We start from the raw sequence: 15,046 nt of genomic DNA, 5'->3' as shown, positions 1-15,046 counted from the left end.
TCCCGTTTCCTTACGATACGGGCCATGAAGCAGCAGTCGGCCCAGGTCCGCTGGGAACACCGCACCCAGCGGCCGCTCCTCGGCCTGGCCGTGGCCTTCGCCGTCGCCTATGCCGTGCCGATCGTCCGGCCCGGCGCGAGCCGGGACGTGGTCGCCCTGTGCACGGCCGTGGAGTGGGCGGTGTGGGGGGCGTTCGCGGTCGACTACGCCGTCCGGCTGGCGCTCGCCGAACAGCGCCTGGTGTTCCTGCGGACGCACTGGCTGGACCTGTGCGCCGTACTGCTTCCCCTGCTCCAGCCGCTGCGGCTGCTGCGGCTGGTGTCGACGCTGCTGCTGGTCGGGCAGCGCGCCCGGCTGGCCTCGCAGATCAGGCTGACGACGTATGTCGCCGGGGCGGTGGTCGGGCTGCTGATGTTCGGCTCGCTCGCGGTGCTCTCGGTGGAACGGGACTCGCCGGACGGCAACATCCGGACGCTGGGCGACGCGGTGTGGTGGTCCTTCACGACGATGACGACCGTGGGGTACGGGGACCACGCGCCGACCACCGGACTGGGACGCGTGCTGGCCGTGGGCCTGATGCTGTCCGGGATCGCGCTGCTCGGTGTGGTGACCGCGAACATCGCCGCGTGGTTCATCGCCCGCTTCGAGAAGGACGACGTGGAGGAGCGGCGGCAGACGGAGGCCATCGAGACGCTCATCCGGGAGGTGCAGGCGCTGCGTGCCGAGGTGGCGGCCCTGAGGGCGGCGCCGGCCGGGGAGCGACGGTGACACGGGTGGGCCCCCGGCTCCGCGCCGGGGGCCCGTCCCTCGTGCTCCGGGTCAGAACAGGCCGTAACCCGAAGTGGTCGCTCCGGCCAGCCAGATGACGGCCAGGAGCGTGTCGATGGCGCCCAGGATCAGGGCGATCAGGGCCGGCACCGAGCGGGAACCCGCCCAGCTGCGGCCCATCGCGAGCCAGCCGCAGACGACCGCCACCGGACCGAGGATGATCCCCAGCACGAAGAACCCGGCGACCGCGCAGATGGCTCCGATGATCCCGAGGGTCGCGCGATCCGGCCCGGTCCGTGACCACGTCCGGCCACGTGAGCGGGGGTGCCTGCGCGTTCCGTGTCCGAAGCTCGCCATCGTCAACTCCCTGTAAGGGTTGGTTGACATGGCGGGTACCCCCGCTTCGGCGGCGAATTCACGCGGGCCGGCGCCGGAAGGCCCGCTGCGGCGCGCCGCCTTCTCCAGCGGCGCGCCGCAGCGGGCGCCTTCCGGACCGGTTCGCCCCGAGGGGCGAACCCTGCCGTACGGTCCGTCAGATGTGGCCGACGCCCGCGCCCGCCTCCGCGTTCTCACCGCGCTTGGTGAGGAAGGCGACCAGCACCGCCGCGGCGGCGACTCCGGCGGCGACCAGGGACGCCAGGCTCATACCGGAGATGAAGGTGTCGTGGGCGACGTCGGTGATCTTCGCGGCGATCTGTGCCGGGGTGCCCTCGGCCACCGGAGCCGCGCCGACCTGGACGGCCTGGGAAGCCTGATCGGCCTGTTCGGGGGTGAGCGGCGGGAGTCCCGCCTCCGCCCAGTTGCCCTCGAGGTCGCTGTCCACCTTGGAGGCCATCACGGCGCCGAGCACGGCCGTACCGAGGCTGCCGCCGATCTGCATGGCGGCCTGCTGGAGGCCACCGGCGACACCGGACAGTTCGAGCGGCGCGTTGCCGACGATGACCTCGGTGGCGCCGACCATGACCGGCGCGAGGCCGAGGCCCAGCAGGGCGAACCAGAGCGACATCACGGCGCTGCCGGTGTCCGTCTCCAGCGTGGACATGCCGTACATGGCGAGCGCGGTGAACGCCATGCCGCCGGCGAGCGGGATGCGCGGGCCGACCTTGGTGATCATCACTCCGGCCAGCGGCGATCCGACGATCATCATGCCGGTGAGCGGCAGCAGGTGCAGACCGGCGTCGATCGGGCTCATGCCGTGCACGTTCTGCAGGTAGAAGGTGACGAAGAACAGGCCGCCCATGAAGGCGATGGCCATCAGGACCATCAGCACGACACCCGCGGACAGCGGGACGGAGCGGAACAGCGCCAGCGGGATCAGCGGCTCCCTCACCTTCGTCTCCCAGAAGGCGAAGGCCCCGAAGCCGGCGAACGAGCCGATGATGAACGACCAGGTCTGGACGTCGCCCCAGCCCCACTCGGGCGCCTTGATCAGGGCCCACACGAGGCAGAACATCGCACCGGACAGCAGGGCTATGCCGAGCAGGTCGAAGGAGCGCGGGGCGTTCTCCGCGCGGTGGTCGAGCAGGATCCACACGCCGAGCGCGAGGGCGAGGACGCCGACCGGCACGTTGATGAAGAACACCGACTGCCAGTTGACGTGCTCGACGAGGACACCGCCGAGGATCGGGCCGCCCGCGGTGGAGGCGCCGATGACCATGCCCCAGATGCCGATCGCCATGTTGAGCTTCTCGGCCGGGAAGGTGGCCCGCAGCAGGCCGAGCGCGGCCGGCATCAGCAGGGCGCCGAACAGGCCCTGGAGGGCACGGAAGGTGACGACCATCGCGATGCTGTCGGACAGACCGATGGCCCCCGACGCGGCGGCGAAGCCGACGACACCGATGAGGAAGGTCTGGCGGTGGCCGAAGCGGTCACCGAGCTTGCCCGCGGTGATCAGGCAGACCGCGAGGGCGAGGAAGTAGGCGTTGGTGATCCACTGGAGCTCCGACAGCGAGGCGCCCAGGTCGTCACCGATGGCCGGGTTCGCGATCGCCACGATGGTGCCGTCGAGGGCCACCATCATGACGCCCACGGCGACGGTGATGAGGGTGAACCAGGGGTGCCCGCGCAACCCCTTGCCCGGGGTCCCGTCCGACGGGGCGGCCGGCGTACCGTCCCCCGGCCCCGCCTTGTCGATGGTGGTCTGACTAGTCATACGTTCGACACTAATGTCAGCCGCTGACAGTTGACAAACCAATTCACCAGTCGGTCACTGACAGGACATCCGTGTATAGCCTGAACTGGGGAAACAGTTCGAGGAGGAGTCATGGGGACGGTCGGGACCGCCGTGGACGCGCTACCGCGGCCGGGTCTGAGGGAGCGCAAGAAGCGGCGCACCCGGGACGCGCTGGTCCGGGCCGCGCTGGAGCTGATCGCCACGCGCGGGTACGAGGGGACGACCGTCGACGACATCGCCGCGGCCGTCGACGTCTCGCAGCGCACCTTCTTCCGCTACTTCGCGAGCAAGGAGGAGGTGGCGTTCTTCGTCCCCCGGCTCGCGGAGTCGCACGTCATCGGGGCCGTACGCGAACGCCCGCCGGGCGAGGCGCCGCTGGAGGTGCTGCGCCGGGCCGTGCTGGACAGCTGGGACGGCATCAACGAGGCCGTCGAACAGCTCGTCCCCCTGGAACTGCACATGCGCGTCTACCGGGTGATCGAGTCGACGCCCGCCCTGCTCGCCGCCCATCTGCGGCGCGCCGAGGAGCTGGAGGAGGAGCTGGCACGCATCATCGCCGAGCGCGAGGGACTCGACGTGGACGCCGATCCCCGGCCGCGGATCCTGGTGGCCGCGTTCGGCGGGGTGATCCGCGTGGCGGAGCGGCGCTGGTCCGTCGGGGACGACTTCAGCGCGGCGGCCATGCGGGACCTGATGACGACCTGCCTGGACCACGTGGGGCCGGCCCTCGTGGGGAACTGGCGTACGGAGGGGGCCCCGAATCGGCACACCGAAACGTGATCCCGGTCACTTGGTTCACGCGAGACCCTCCCGTTCTCCTAGTGTGTCCTTTCAGTGACTTCCTTCGACACCTCCCCGCAACTGAACGTCTGGCGCATGCTGCTCGCGCTCGCCGTCGTTTTCGTGATGCTGGCGACCACGGGCTGGACGGCGCTGCGCCATCAGCGCCACCCCGCTCCGCTCCAGGCATCGCTCGACGCGTGGGAGCACGGCCGGATAGCGGGCCACCGGCTGCCGGACCCGGATGCGGAGCCCGCGCGGCTGACCCGGTTCTTCGCCTCCCTCACCGTGGGGCAGCGCGCGAGTCTCGCCCGCCGCTATCCGCTCGCGGTCGGCAACATGAACGGCGCACCGGTCCACCTGCGCTACCAGGCCAACCGCATCGCGCTTGAGCAGGCCCGCGAACTCGAACTCGAACGCGTGCACGACAGTCGCCTCACCGACTCGGGTCAGCGGCAGGCGGCACGCCGGATGAACCGCTTCGAGGCGCTGGCGCGTCCCGGCCGGCACATCCTCGCCTTCGACCCCTCGGGCTCCGGCCGGATCGCCGAGGTCTTCGGCGACCTGCGCAGGGCCGAGCGGGTCTCGGTCGTCGTCCCCGGTGTCGACACCGACCTGCTCACCTTCCAGCGCACGAACCGCGCGCACGCGGCCCCCGTCGGCATGGCGAAGTCCCTGTACGCGGCGGAGCGCGCCGCCGATCCCACGACCCGTACGGCCGTGATCGCCTGGGCCGACTACACGGCTCCCCGCGGGCTCGGCATGGACGCGGCCACGGCGATGCGCGCCGAGGACGGCGCGGTGCGGCTGGACGCGCTGGTGCGCGGACTGCCCGGGATCGGCCCGGTCTCGCTGTTCTGCCACAGCTACGGCTCCGTGGTGTGCGGGATCGCCGCGCACACCCTGCCGGAGCGGGTGTCCGACATCGCGGTGGCCGGCAGCCCCGGCATGCGGGTCGAGAACACCGCCCAACTGCACACCACCGCCCGGGTGTGGGCGATGCGGGACGCCGACGACTGGATCCAGGACGTGCCGTACCTGGAGCTCGGCGGTCTGGGCCACGGGGCCGACCCGGTGACGGCGGAATTCGGCGCGCGCGTGCTGTCGGCACGGGAGGCCGAGGGCCACGCCGGGTACTTCGCGCCGGGCACGGACAGTCTGCGGAACTTCGCCGAGATCGGTGTTGGCGCATACCGCGCGGTGTCCTGCGCGGGCGGGGACGACCTCTGCCGGACGGGTTCGTCCGGTACGACCACTACCGGACGCGCGTAGAGGCGGAGATACTGCGGTATGCGTGGGGAAGGGACGGAGAAGCTCGTGCCGCATACGATGAGCCGCATGGGTGACGTACTGGCCGGTTTTCATGCCGCCTGGGAGTTCGAGTCCGACTCCGTACTCATCCGTTACGAACGGGGGATTCGAACGCCCAAGCTGTTCCAGGCGCTTGGGGAGCGGCGTGTTCCGCTGGAGGCGATCGAGGGGGTGACCCTCGCGCCCGGCAAGCGCGGGACGGTGGTCCTGCGGATCGAGCTCCGGCCCGGTGCCGATCCGCTGATGGAGGCCGCCTCCGGGCAGTTGAAGGAGAGCAGCGACCCCTACCGGCTGGTGCTGCCCGCCGAACGCGAGACGCTCGCCGAGTACTACGCCGACGAACTGCGCGCGCAGCTCACCGAGTCCGGGCCCGCCGAACGTCATCTGGTGGCCGCTCCCGAGGTGCCGCTGCAGTTCAAGGCGTACGACGGGAAGGCGTCCTTCGACGGTACGGCGGTGGCGTTCCGGTGGTTCTGGACGGGGGCGTCGTCGGCGAAGTGGAAGGCCGGGGACCAGCGGTTCCCGGTGGGTGAGCTGAGCGGGGTGGAGTGGCGGTCGCCGGAGGTGTTCGAGGGGCATCTGCGGTTGCTGCGGCGGGACGCGGGGGCTCCGCCGGCGCAGGCCGATCAGGATCCGGCCGCCGTGGTGTTCGGGCTGGGGTACGGGCCCGTGCACGAGTCGTTGCCGTTCGCGGCGGCCGTGCTGGCGGCGGTGCGCAACTGTGCGCCGGTGCCGGCGGTGTCCACGGCGCGGGCGCGCCGTGACCCCGCGGACATCGCCGAGCGGATCCGGCACTTGGGGGAACTTCACCAGGCCGGCCTGGTGACCGATGAGGAGTTCTCCTCCAAGAAGGCGGAGTTGCTCGCGGAGTTGTGAGGCTCCTGGGGTGCGGGTTCGCGGGGGTGGGTCGCGCGTCCCGGCGCTTTCGCGGTGCCTCCCCCAGAGGGGGACCCCCAGCCCGCCCTCCCCCCTCTCGACTCCGCTCGAACGGGGGGACCCCATCGCCCTGGGGGTGCCTCCCAGGCCTTTGAGGCACTGGAAGGCACGACTGCCCGCGGCAGCGGGCCTGCGGTTACTCCCTGCCTGCGGAGGTGAACGTCATGTCCGCGTAGCGGGTGCCGGACACCTCGGACGCGATGGGCTCCAGGAGGGCCAGTTCCTCCACCGTCAGTTCGATGCGGGTCGCCGCCGTGTTCTCCTCCACCCGGGCGGGCTTGCGGGTGCCCGGGATGGGGACGACCGGGAGGCGGTGGACCTCCGACTGCTGGTGGACCCAGGCCAGGGCGATCTGGCCCGGGGTGGCGTCGTGGGCCTCGGCGACAGTGCGAACCGGTTCCAGCAGCGCCGCGTTGGCCGCCGCGTTGGCGCCCGTGAAGCGGGGCTGTTGGCGGCGGAAGTCGTCGGCCGTGAGGTCCTGGTCGGCGTTGACGAAGGAACCCGTGAGGAAGCCCCGCCCCAGCGGGGAGTACGGGACCAGGGTCACGCCCAGTTCACGCGCGGCGGGGACGACCTTCGCCTCGATGTCCCGGCTGAACAGCGACCACTCCGACTGCACGGCGGCGATCGGGTGCACCCCGTGCGCGGCGCGCAGTTCGCCGGCCGTGACCTCGCTCAGGCCGAGCTGCTTGACCTTGCCCTCGCGCACCAGCTCGGCCATGACGCCGACGGTCTCCTCGATCGGCACGTTCACATCGCGCCGGTGCATGTAGTAGAGGTCGATCACGTCGACGCCCAGGCGCCTCAGGCTCGCCTCGACGGCTTCGCGGATGTACGGCGCGTCGTTGCGGATGATCCGCCGGGTCGGGTCCTCCGGCGGGATCGACAGGGCGAACTTGGTGGCGATGACCACCTCGTCCCGGTGCGCCTTGAGGAAGGGGGCGAGGAACCGCTCGTTGTCGCCCGCGCCGTACGCGTCCGCCGTGTCGTAGAGCGTGACGCCGAGTTCCAGGGCCCGCTCCAGGGTCGCCCGGGAGGCGTCCGCGTCCGTGGGCCCGTACGCGAAGCTCATGCCCATGCAGCCGAGGCCCTGCACGCCCACCTCGGGGCCGCCCTCGCCCAGTGCCGCCGTGCCGATCCTGCCGTTGGTCATCGTGCCCTCTCCGACGCCAGGGCCCGCCCGGCGTCCGCATAGAAATCGATCTTCCGGTCGAGCACGGCGAGCGTGCCCTGGAGTTCGGCGATCCGGGACAGTACGTCCTCGCGGGTCTGCTTCAGCAGTTCGAAACGCTCGGTGTACGTGTGATCGCCCGCGCGGACCAGTTCCGCGTAGCGCACCATGTCCGCGACCGGCATCCCGGTCAGGCGGAGCTTGCCGACGAGGGCGAGCCAGTCGAGGTCGCGGTTGCTGTAGCGGCGCTGGCCGGTGTGGGACCGGTCGATGTGCGGCATCAGCCCGATGCGCTCGTACCAGCGCAGGGTGTGCGCCGTCAGCCCGGTGAGGGCGACGACCTCGCTGATCGTGTACCTGTCCGCGCCGTCCGGCCGCCGATCCCCCTGCGGCGGCCCGGCGCAGGTGTCCGCACCGGGCCCCGTGGTGGTCTCCGTCTCCGTCACCGTCATGGTCCCCACGCTAGAACGCTGGAGTGCACTCCAAGCAAGCGACGAAGGTGAGAAATGGGCAGGACGGGGAGGCCCGCGGCTGATTAGCGTACGGCCATGACCTCTGTACGCCGTGCGACGCCGGGGGACGCGGAGGAAGTACTGCGTCTGCGCCAGGTGATGATCGACTCGATGCCCCTGTCCGACCCGTCCACGGCCTGGCACGCCGAGTCGCTGCCCGTGCTGCGCGGCCGGCTGTCCGAGCCGGACGGCACCTTCGTGGCGTTCGTCGTGGACCACCCGGAGCGGCCGGGCGCACTGGCGGCGCTGGTGGCCGGCTCGCTGGAGTACCGCATCGGCGGCGCACGCGATCCGCACGGCACCGACGGCTACGTCTTCAGTGTCGCCACCGACCCGGACGCGCGCCGCCGCGGCTACGCGCGCGCCTGCATGGAGGCGCTGCTGGAGTGGTTCCGTGAGCACGGCGCCCGCCGGGTCCGCCTCACCGCGTCCGCGCAGGCGGAGCCGCTGTACGTCGCGCTGGGCTTCAGGCCCAGGCCGGACCCCTTGCTGGAGCTGACCCTGTGAGCGCTTAGGCTCGACGGCATGTCGCTGAAGAGCCTCGCGTTGATCGAGAACTGGCCGGTTCCCACCGCCGCGGCGGGTGTCGTACGGGCGGACGGCACCGTCCTCGGCACCCACGGCCCCGCCGGGCACCGCTTCCCGCTGGCCTCGGTCACCAAGCCGCTCGCGGCGTACGCGGTGCTCGTGGCGTACGAGGAGGGCGCGATCGAGCTGGACGAACCGGCGGGTCCGGAGGGCTCGACGGTCCGGCACCTGCTCGCGCACACCTCGGGGCTGGCCTTCGACGAGCACAAGGTGACCTCGGCCCCGGGTGAGCGGCGCCTGTACTCGAACGCCGGGTTCGAGCAGCTCGGCGACCATGTCGCGAAGGCGACGGAGATCCCGTTCGCGGAGTACCTGCGGCAGGCGGTGCTGGAGCCGCTCGGCATGACGTCGACCTCGTTGGCGGGCTCCCCGGCGAAGGACGCCGTCTCCACGGTGGACGACCTGCTGCGGTTCGCGGCCGAGGTGCAGGCCCCGCGCCTGCTGGACCCCCGCACGGTCGCCGCGGCGATGACGGTCCAGTACCCCGGCACCAAGGGCGTCCTGCCGGGCTACGGCCACCAGAACCCCAACGACTGGGGCCTCGGCTTCGAGATCCGGAATTCCAAGTCCCCGCACTGGACGGGCGCCTCGTCCTCATCGCGCACCTTCGGCCACTTCGGCCAGTCGGGCACGTTCCTGTGGACCGACCCGGACGCGGGCGTGGCGTGTGTGGCCCTGACGGACCGTGCCTTCGGTCCCTGGGCGATCGAGGCGTGGCCGCCGTTCACCGACGCGGTGCTGGCGGAGCTGCGCGGCTGAGCCCCGCGCGCCGGCCGGCGGCCCCCACGACCACCGGCCGGCCCCGGCTTCCCGTGCCGGTCAGCCGCCTGTCGGCGGCTGGTCCTACGCGGGAAGGGCCCACAGGACCCAGTACGGGTCGTCCCAGTCGCAGTAGAAGTTCACCCATCCCTGGGCGAGGAGCTCCTGCCCGGCCTCCACGCACTCGAGCTTGTCTCTCGTCCCGCCGACCTCCCGGTAGCCCCAGGGGTTGGTGGCAGCGGTCGCCGAGCCCGCGGTCAGCGGAATGACGATCATCGCGGTGCCGACCGCGACGGCGGCGATACGGGAACGCCACGACTTCATACATCTCTCCTTACGGACGGAGCCGAACCCTGCGACGCAGGACATCGGCACTCTGCGCGGCTGAACAGGAGATACAACGGCGGAGCCACGGCGGTGGTTCAAGGCGCGCAGGAATTCGGTGAACAAGGACGGTCCGGCACCTGCCCGCGCACACCCCAGGGTCCGGCCTCGGTTTCCACGGGCACCGTCCGACGTCGGCCCAGGCACTCGAACCACACCGTCTTGCCCCGCCCGTCAGGGCGGACGGTGACACCCCACCGGTCGGTGACCGCGTCCACGATCACCAGCCCGCGCCCACTTTCACCGAGCCCGCCGCCGACGGCCGGCGCGGGCAACTTTGGACAGTCGTCCGCGACTTCCACCCGCGCTCCGCCGGGCCGGAGCAGGAAGCAGATGCGGCAGCGGCGGCCGGGGACGTGCCGTACGACGTTGGCGACCAGTTCGGTGAGTGCCAGCTCGGCGGCGTCCGTCGCCTCGGCCAGCCCCGCACCGACGAGGTACAGCCGCAGGATGCGCCGCAGATGCCGGGCCGAGTGCTCCCCCATGGCGAACTCGGCGTGGTACTCGCTGCGGATGTCCGTCACCTGCGGACCAGTTACGTGATTCACGCCACAATAGTGCAACGCTGCGCTTACGCTCGACTACGGAACGAAATGAACGCCGTGAGGCGTTGAAGTGAGGTGCCGCCGTGGTCAACATCCAGTCGCTCGACCCCACCGCTTCCCCGCTCGACTACTACGGCTGGGAGTTGCGCCGCCAGCGCGAGGCGCACGGCCTCAAACAGGGCCAGCTCGGCGAGATCATCTTCTGCACGGGTTCGCTGATCGGCCAGATCGAGACCACGAAGAAGGTCCCGACCCGCGACTTCTCCGAACGCGTCGACGCGGCCCTCGGCACGGACGGCGTCTTCTCCCGTCTGATCGGCCTGGCCCTGCGCAGCCAACTGCCCAACTGGTTGTGGAGGACTCGGCGCACTGATCGCGCGAGTGATGGAGGAGCGCTATGGAGACCGGTCCCAGTCCGAGGAACCCGCAGTGGCGTAAGTCCAGTTACAGCGGAAGCACAGGCGGCGAATGCGTCGAGTGCACCGTCGCTGGCGGCGCCGCCTGGCGCACGTCCTCGTACAGCGGCAACACCGGCGGCGAATGCGTCGAGGTCGCCCCCGCCTGCCCCACCGGTGCCGTCCCCGTGCGCGACAGCAAGAATCCCTCCGGACCGGTCGTCACCGTCGGCGCCGGGGCCTGGCAGGCGTTCGTCGACGGTCTGCGCTAGGGCCGGTGACACTCGTCCTCTGAAAAAGCGTGAGCACTCAGCGGACACATGTAACTCGCGCGCTCAAATGAGCGGCACGTGAACACAGAGGGTCGAGTTGTTCACGCTTTTCGAGAAGACACCGTGAGAGGGGCGCGTCGGCGGAGCACTCCGAACGGAGCCGGACTCACACGGCGCGCATCTCCCACAGCAGGAGTTCCGTCGGTGCGTTCCCGGCGACCGCCTCGACGTCCTTGGCGTCCGTGAGGCGGGCCGCGTCGCCCGGGGTCAGGATTTCGCCGCCGTCCAGCGTCACCTCACCGCGCACCACGTGGACGTACACGTACGCGGCGTCCGGCACCGCCGTCCGCTCCCCCGCCCTCAGCCGGCGTACGTGGAGCATCGCGCCCGCCTCCGGGAGGGCGTACGGGGTGGAGTCCGCTATGCCCCGGACGACCTCGTAGGAGGGGTCGCCGCCCGGTTCCAGGGGCGCCAGCCACATCTGGAGGAAGGTGAGGGGGCGGTCGCCCGCGTTGCGTTCCACGTGGCGGACGCCCGACGCGGCGCTCAGGCGCTGGACGTCGCCGGGACGGATCACCGTCTCCTCGCCCGTGGAGTCGCGGTGGGTCAGCTCGCCCTCCACCACCCACGTCACGATCTCGGTGTGGCTGTGCGGATGCTCGTCGAAGCCGGCGCCGGGGGCGAGGCGCTCCTCGTTGCAGGCGATCACCGCGCCGAAGCGCAGGTTGTCCGGGTCGTAGTGGGGGCCGAAGGAGAAGGCGTGCCACGTCTCGATCCCGGCCGCCGGATCGCCGCCCTGGTAGCGCTCACGCGCACGCCGTACGTCCATCACAGGGTCCACCGTAGACCCGGCGACACGCGCGGCCGTACCGATAAGGCAGTCTTGTCCCCGTGCCCGAACCCGAAACCAGCACCAACAAAGCCGCCGCACGCCCCGCCCATCCGCATGCCGCGACGCTGAAGCGGCTGGAGAGGTCGTCCGGCAGTCTCGCCGCGCAGGCGATCGCGCGGATGGACGAGACGCTGTCCTGGTACCGGGCCATGCCCCCGGAGAACCGTTCCTGGATCGGCCTGGTCGCGCAGGCGGGCATCGCCGCGTTCACCGAGTGGTTCCGGCGCCCGGACGCCCCGCAGGCCATCTCCACCGATGTGTTCGGCACCGCGCCGCGCGAGCTGACCCGGGCGATCACACTGCGGCAGACCGTGGAGATGGTGCGCACCACCATCGAGGTCATGGAGTCCGCCATCGACGAGGTGGCGGCGCCCGGCGACGAGAGCGTGCTGCGTGAGGCGCTGCTCGTGTACGCCCGTGAGATCGCCTTCGCCACCGCCCAGGTGTACGCGCAGGCCGCCGAGGCACGGGGTGCCTGGGACGCGCGGCTGGAGTCGCTGGTGGTGAACGCGGTACTCAGCGGTGAGGCGGACGAGGGGGCCGTGTCGCGGGCCGCCGCCCTGGGATGGAACTCGCCCGAGCATGTGTGCGTGGTGCTGGGCACCGCGCCCGACGGGGACTCCGAGCTGACCGTGGAGGCCATCCGGCGGGCCGCCCGGCACGCCAAGCTCCAGGTGCTGACCGGGGTGCTCGGCAACCGGCTGGTCGTGATCGCGGGCGGCAGCGACAATCCGCTGGCCGTCGCGAAGTCGCTGATCGGGCCGTATGCGGCGGGGCCGGTCGTCGCCGGTCCGGTGGTTCCCGACCTGCTGGCCGCGACCCGGTCCGCGCAGGCCGCCGCGGCGGGACTCAAGGCGTGTTCCGCCTGGCAGGACGCCCCGCGCCCGGTACTGGCGGACGATCTGCTGCCGGAGCGGGCGATCGCCTCGGACCCCTCCGCGCGCGAGCAGTTGGTGGAGGAGATCTACAGACCGCTGGAGCAGGCCGGAGCCGCGCTGCTGGAGACGCTCAGTGTCTATCTGGAGCAGGCGAGCAGTCTCGAAGGCGCGGCGCGAATGCTGTTCGTTCACCCCAACACCGTCCGCTACCGGCTTCGACGTGTGACTGACGTCACCGGATGGTCACCCTCCGATGTACGCTCTGCGTTCACGCTGCGGATCGCGCTGATCCTGGGGCGTCTGGCCGACGGCGATCCTCATCCCTAGCCTTTTGTCGGGGCCCCACAAAACCGCCTCCTGTTCTTCGTCCTTGTCCCCACGGGCGGCCGTGACCGTCCCCAAGAGAGAGTGTGAGAGTGCTCGTACTCGTCGCTCCCGGCCAGGGTGCCCAGACTCCCGGCTTTCTGACTGAATGGCTCGACCTCCCCGGTGCCGGGGAGCGCGTCGCCGCGTGGTCCGACGCCATCGGACTCGACCTCGTCCACTACGGCACGAAGGCCGACGCGGACGCGATCCGTGACACGGCCGTCGCCCAGCCGCTGCTGGTCGCGGCCGGGCTGCTGTCCGCCTCCGCGCTCGGAGACGTGGCACCCGGTGCCGTCGCCGGTCACAGCGTCGGGGAGATCACCGCCGCCGCCTTCGCGGGCGTCCTCGACGACACCGCCGCGCTCTCCCTGGTCCGCAAGCGGGGTCTGGCCATGGCCGACGCCGCCGCGATCACCGAGACCGGCATGGCGGCGCTGCTCGGCGGCGACCCCGGCACGACCGTGGCGCACCTGGAGAAACTGGGCCTGACCCCGGCGAACATCAACGGCGCGGGCCAGATCGTCGCGGCCGGCACCAAGGAGCAGCTCGCCGCGCTGGAGGCGGACAAGCCCGAGGGTGTGCGCAAGGTCGTCGCGCTCAAGGTGGCCGGCGCCTTCCACACCCACCACATGGGCCCCGCGGTCGACACGCTGGCGAAGGCCGCCGAGGCCCTGACGCCGGGCGACCCGAAGGTCACCTACGTGTCGAACAAGGACGGCGAGGCGGTCGCGACCGGCACCGAGGTGCTCGAGCGCCTGGTCGGCCAGGTCGCCAACCCGGTCCGCTGGGACCTGTGCATGGAGACCTTCAAGGAGCTCGGCGTCACCGCCCTCCTGGAGGTCTGCCCCGGCGGCACGCTGACCGGCCTCGCCAAGCGCGCCCTGCCCGGTGTGAAGACGCTGGCCCTGAAGACCCCCGCCGACCTCGACGCGGCCCGCGAGCTCGTCGCCGAGCACGCCTGACGCCCTTTAAGGAGCCGACCCGCATGGCGAAGATCAAGCCCAGCAAGGGCGCCCCGTACGCGCGCATCCTCGGCGTGGGCGGCTACCGGCCCACCCGGGTCGTGCCGAACGAGGTGATCCTGGAGACGATCGACTCGTCCGACGAGTGGATCCGCTCCCGCTCCGGGATCGAGACCCGGCACTGGGCGTCCGACGAGGAGACCGTCGCCGCGATGTCCATCGAGGCGTCCGGCAAGGCCATCGCGGACGCCGGGATCGACGCCTCGCGGATCGGCGCCGTCGTCGTCTCGACCGTCTCGCACTTCAGCCAGACCCCGGCCGTCGCGACCGAGATCGCCCACAAGCTGGGCACGGACAAGGCCGCCGCCTTCGACATCTCGGCCGGCTGCGCGGGCTTCGGCTACGGGCTGACCCTGGCCAAGGGCATGGTCGTCGAGGGATCCGCCGAGTACGTGCTCGTCATCGGCGTGGAGCGGCTGAGCGACCTGACCGACCTGGAGGACCGGGCCACGGCCTTCCTGTTCGGTGACGGCGCGGGCGCGGTGATCGTCGGCCCCTCCCAGGAGCCCGCGATCGGCCCGACCGTGTGGGGCTCGGAGGGCGACAAGTCCGAGACCATCAAGCAGACCGTGCCGTGGACGGACTACCGCGACGGGACCGTCGCGAAGTTCCCCGCGATCACGCAGGAAGGCCAGGCGGTGTTCCGCTGGGCCGTGTTCGAGATGGCGAAGGTCGCCCAGCAGGCGCTGGACGCGGCCGGGATCACCGCGGACGAACTGGACGTCTTCATCCCGCACCAGGCCAATGTGCGGATCATCGACTCGATGGTGAAGACCCTGAAACTGCCGGAACACGTCACGGTCGCCCGTGACATCCGCACCACCGGCAACACCTCGGCCGCCTCGATCCCGCTCGCGATGGAGCGGCTCCTGGCGACCGGCGAGGCGAAGAGCGGCGACACCGCGCTCGTCATCGGCTTCGGGGCGGGTCTCGTCTACGCCGCTACGGTCGTTACTCTCCCCTAGGCACTGCGTGCCGGGCCATGCGTCCGGTACGTGAAGAAGCACCGCCACATCCTCTGGAACCACAACGAAGGAGCGCCACCATGGCCGCCACTCAGGAAGAGATCCTCGCCGGTCTCGCGGAGATCGTGAACGAGATCGCCGGCATCCCGGTCGAGGACGTCCAGCTGGACAAGTCCTTCACCGACGACCTGGACGTCGACTCGCTGTCCATGGTCGAGGTCGTCGTCGCCGCCGAAGAGCGCTTCGACGTCAAGATCCCGGACGACGACGTCAAGAACCTCAAGACGGTCGGCGACGCGGTCAAGTACATCCTCGAGCACCAGGCCTGA

Annotated in this window: 18 protein-coding genes and 1 pseudogene; 12 read left to right on the top strand and 7 right to left on the bottom strand. The window is 71.1% G+C overall.

Annotated features, from left to right (window positions below):
- The first annotated feature begins 24 nt into the window (after nt 1-24).
- On the top strand, nt 25-768 hold the full coding sequence (locus ACF1DX_RS03220; RefSeq protein ID WP_391789518.1) for a potassium channel family protein: 744 nt from the start codon (nt 25-27) through the stop codon (nt 766-768).
- Nucleotides 769-819: 51 nt separating this feature from the next.
- On the opposite strand, the gene ACF1DX_RS03215 is transcribed toward ACF1DX_RS03220, so the two are convergent.
- Together ACF1DX_RS03215 and ACF1DX_RS03210 are read right to left on the bottom strand one after the other, a co-directional pair.
- Nucleotides 820-1,125 (bottom strand): small hydrophobic protein, encoded by a 306-nt coding sequence (locus tag ACF1DX_RS03215; RefSeq protein WP_391789517.1) that lies wholly within the window; start codon nt 1,123-1,125, stop codon nt 820-822.
- Between the two features lie 175 nt (nt 1,126-1,300).
- A complete protein-coding gene (locus tag ACF1DX_RS03210; protein ID WP_391789516.1) occupies nt 1,301-2,920 on the bottom strand; it encodes an MFS transporter in 1,620 nt (539 codons plus the stop codon).
- A 111-nt stretch (nt 2,921-3,031) separates the two neighbouring features.
- Here ACF1DX_RS03210 and ACF1DX_RS03205 point away from each other — a divergent pair, with 111 nt between their 5' ends.
- From ACF1DX_RS03205 to ACF1DX_RS03195, 3 genes are all read left to right on the top strand, one after another.
- The gene (locus ACF1DX_RS03205; RefSeq protein WP_391789515.1) at nt 3,032-3,721 is read left to right on the top strand and encodes a TetR/AcrR family transcriptional regulator; all 690 of its coding nucleotides are present in this window, start codon (nt 3,032-3,034) and stop codon (nt 3,719-3,721) included.
- Nucleotides 3,722-3,775: 54 nt separating this feature from the next.
- The gene (locus ACF1DX_RS03200; protein WP_391789514.1) at nt 3,776-4,993 is read left to right on the top strand and encodes an alpha/beta hydrolase; all 1,218 of its coding nucleotides are present in this window, start codon (nt 3,776-3,778) and stop codon (nt 4,991-4,993) included.
- 66 nt (nt 4,994-5,059) lie between these two features.
- Nucleotides 5,060-5,908: a DUF4429 domain-containing protein gene (locus tag ACF1DX_RS03195; RefSeq protein WP_391789513.1), complete on the top strand. Its 849-nt coding sequence runs from the start codon at nt 5,060-5,062 to the stop codon at nt 5,906-5,908.
- Between the two features lie 196 nt (nt 5,909-6,104).
- On the opposite strand, the gene ACF1DX_RS03190 is transcribed toward ACF1DX_RS03195, so the two are convergent.
- Both ACF1DX_RS03190 and ACF1DX_RS03185 read right to left on the bottom strand, forming a co-directional pair.
- On the bottom strand, nt 6,105-7,121 hold the full coding sequence (locus ACF1DX_RS03190) for an aldo/keto reductase (protein ID WP_391789512.1): 1,017 nt from the start codon (nt 7,119-7,121) through the stop codon (nt 6,105-6,107).
- Complete coding sequence (locus tag ACF1DX_RS03185) at nt 7,118-7,591, bottom strand: MerR family transcriptional regulator (protein WP_391789511.1); 474 nt, start codon at nt 7,589-7,591, stop codon at nt 7,118-7,120. The genes ACF1DX_RS03190 and ACF1DX_RS03185 overlap by 4 nt, the downstream gene beginning before the upstream one ends.
- Before the next feature lie 96 nt (nt 7,592-7,687).
- On the opposite strand from ACF1DX_RS03185, the gene ACF1DX_RS03180 reads away from it, so the two are divergent.
- Together ACF1DX_RS03180 and ACF1DX_RS03175 are read left to right on the top strand one after the other, a co-directional pair.
- The gene (locus ACF1DX_RS03180; protein WP_391789510.1) at nt 7,688-8,158 is read left to right on the top strand and encodes a GNAT family N-acetyltransferase; all 471 of its coding nucleotides are present in this window, start codon (nt 7,688-7,690) and stop codon (nt 8,156-8,158) included.
- Nucleotides 8,159-8,176: 18 nt separating this feature from the next.
- The gene (locus ACF1DX_RS03175; RefSeq protein ID WP_391789509.1) at nt 8,177-8,998 is read left to right on the top strand and encodes a serine hydrolase domain-containing protein; all 822 of its coding nucleotides are present in this window, start codon (nt 8,177-8,179) and stop codon (nt 8,996-8,998) included.
- 84 nt (nt 8,999-9,082) lie between these two features.
- On the opposite strand, the gene ACF1DX_RS03170 is transcribed toward ACF1DX_RS03175, so the two are convergent.
- The gene (locus tag ACF1DX_RS03170) at nt 9,083-9,322 is read right to left on the bottom strand and encodes a hypothetical protein (RefSeq protein WP_391789508.1); all 240 of its coding nucleotides are present in this window, start codon (nt 9,320-9,322) and stop codon (nt 9,083-9,085) included.
- Nucleotides 9,323-9,420: 98 nt separating this feature from the next.
- The gene (locus ACF1DX_RS03165) at nt 9,421-9,930 is read right to left on the bottom strand and encodes an ATP-binding protein (RefSeq protein WP_391789507.1); all 510 of its coding nucleotides are present in this window, start codon (nt 9,928-9,930) and stop codon (nt 9,421-9,423) included.
- A gap of 80 nt (nt 9,931-10,010) precedes the next feature.
- Here ACF1DX_RS03165 and ACF1DX_RS03160 point away from each other — a divergent pair.
- Nucleotides 10,011-10,277, top strand: a pseudogene (locus ACF1DX_RS03160) (helix-turn-helix domain-containing protein); the annotation flags it as partial.
- 47 nt (nt 10,278-10,324) lie between these two features.
- Complete coding sequence (locus ACF1DX_RS03155) at nt 10,325-10,594, top strand: DUF397 domain-containing protein (protein ID WP_391789506.1); 270 nt, start codon at nt 10,325-10,327, stop codon at nt 10,592-10,594.
- Between the two features lie 166 nt (nt 10,595-10,760).
- Here the strand turns inward: ACF1DX_RS03155 and ACF1DX_RS03150 are convergent, their stop codons facing one another.
- Nucleotides 10,761-11,423, bottom strand: coding sequence for a pirin family protein (locus ACF1DX_RS03150; protein WP_391789505.1), 663 nt, complete (start codon nt 11,421-11,423; stop codon nt 10,761-10,763).
- A 62-nt stretch (nt 11,424-11,485) separates the two neighbouring features.
- On the opposite strand from ACF1DX_RS03150, the gene fasR reads away from it, so the two are divergent.
- The 4 genes from fasR (at nt 11,486) to ACF1DX_RS03130 (ending at nt 15,046) form a co-directional block, all read left to right on the top strand.
- A complete protein-coding gene (fasR, locus tag ACF1DX_RS03145; RefSeq protein WP_391789504.1) occupies nt 11,486-12,691 on the top strand; it encodes a fatty acid biosynthesis transcriptional regulator FasR in 1,206 nt (401 codons plus the stop codon).
- A gap of 89 nt (nt 12,692-12,780) precedes the next feature.
- Nucleotides 12,781-13,692: an ACP S-malonyltransferase gene (locus ACF1DX_RS03140; protein WP_391789503.1), complete on the top strand. Its 912-nt coding sequence runs from the start codon at nt 12,781-12,783 to the stop codon at nt 13,690-13,692.
- A 23-nt stretch (nt 13,693-13,715) separates the two neighbouring features.
- A complete protein-coding gene (locus ACF1DX_RS03135) occupies nt 13,716-14,717 on the top strand; it encodes a ketoacyl-ACP synthase III (protein ID WP_391789502.1) in 1,002 nt (333 codons plus the stop codon).
- Between the two features lie 80 nt (nt 14,718-14,797).
- The gene (locus tag ACF1DX_RS03130; protein ID WP_391789501.1) at nt 14,798-15,046 is read left to right on the top strand and encodes an acyl carrier protein; all 249 of its coding nucleotides are present in this window, start codon (nt 14,798-14,800) and stop codon (nt 15,044-15,046) included.

The sequence above is a fragment of the Streptomyces sp. NPDC014676 genome (genome assembly GCF_043084105.1).
GTDB lineage: Bacteria > Actinomycetota > Actinomycetes > Streptomycetales > Streptomycetaceae > Streptomyces.
Note: the sequence above shows the minus strand (reverse complement) of the source record. Positions and strands in the feature narration are given on the sequence as shown.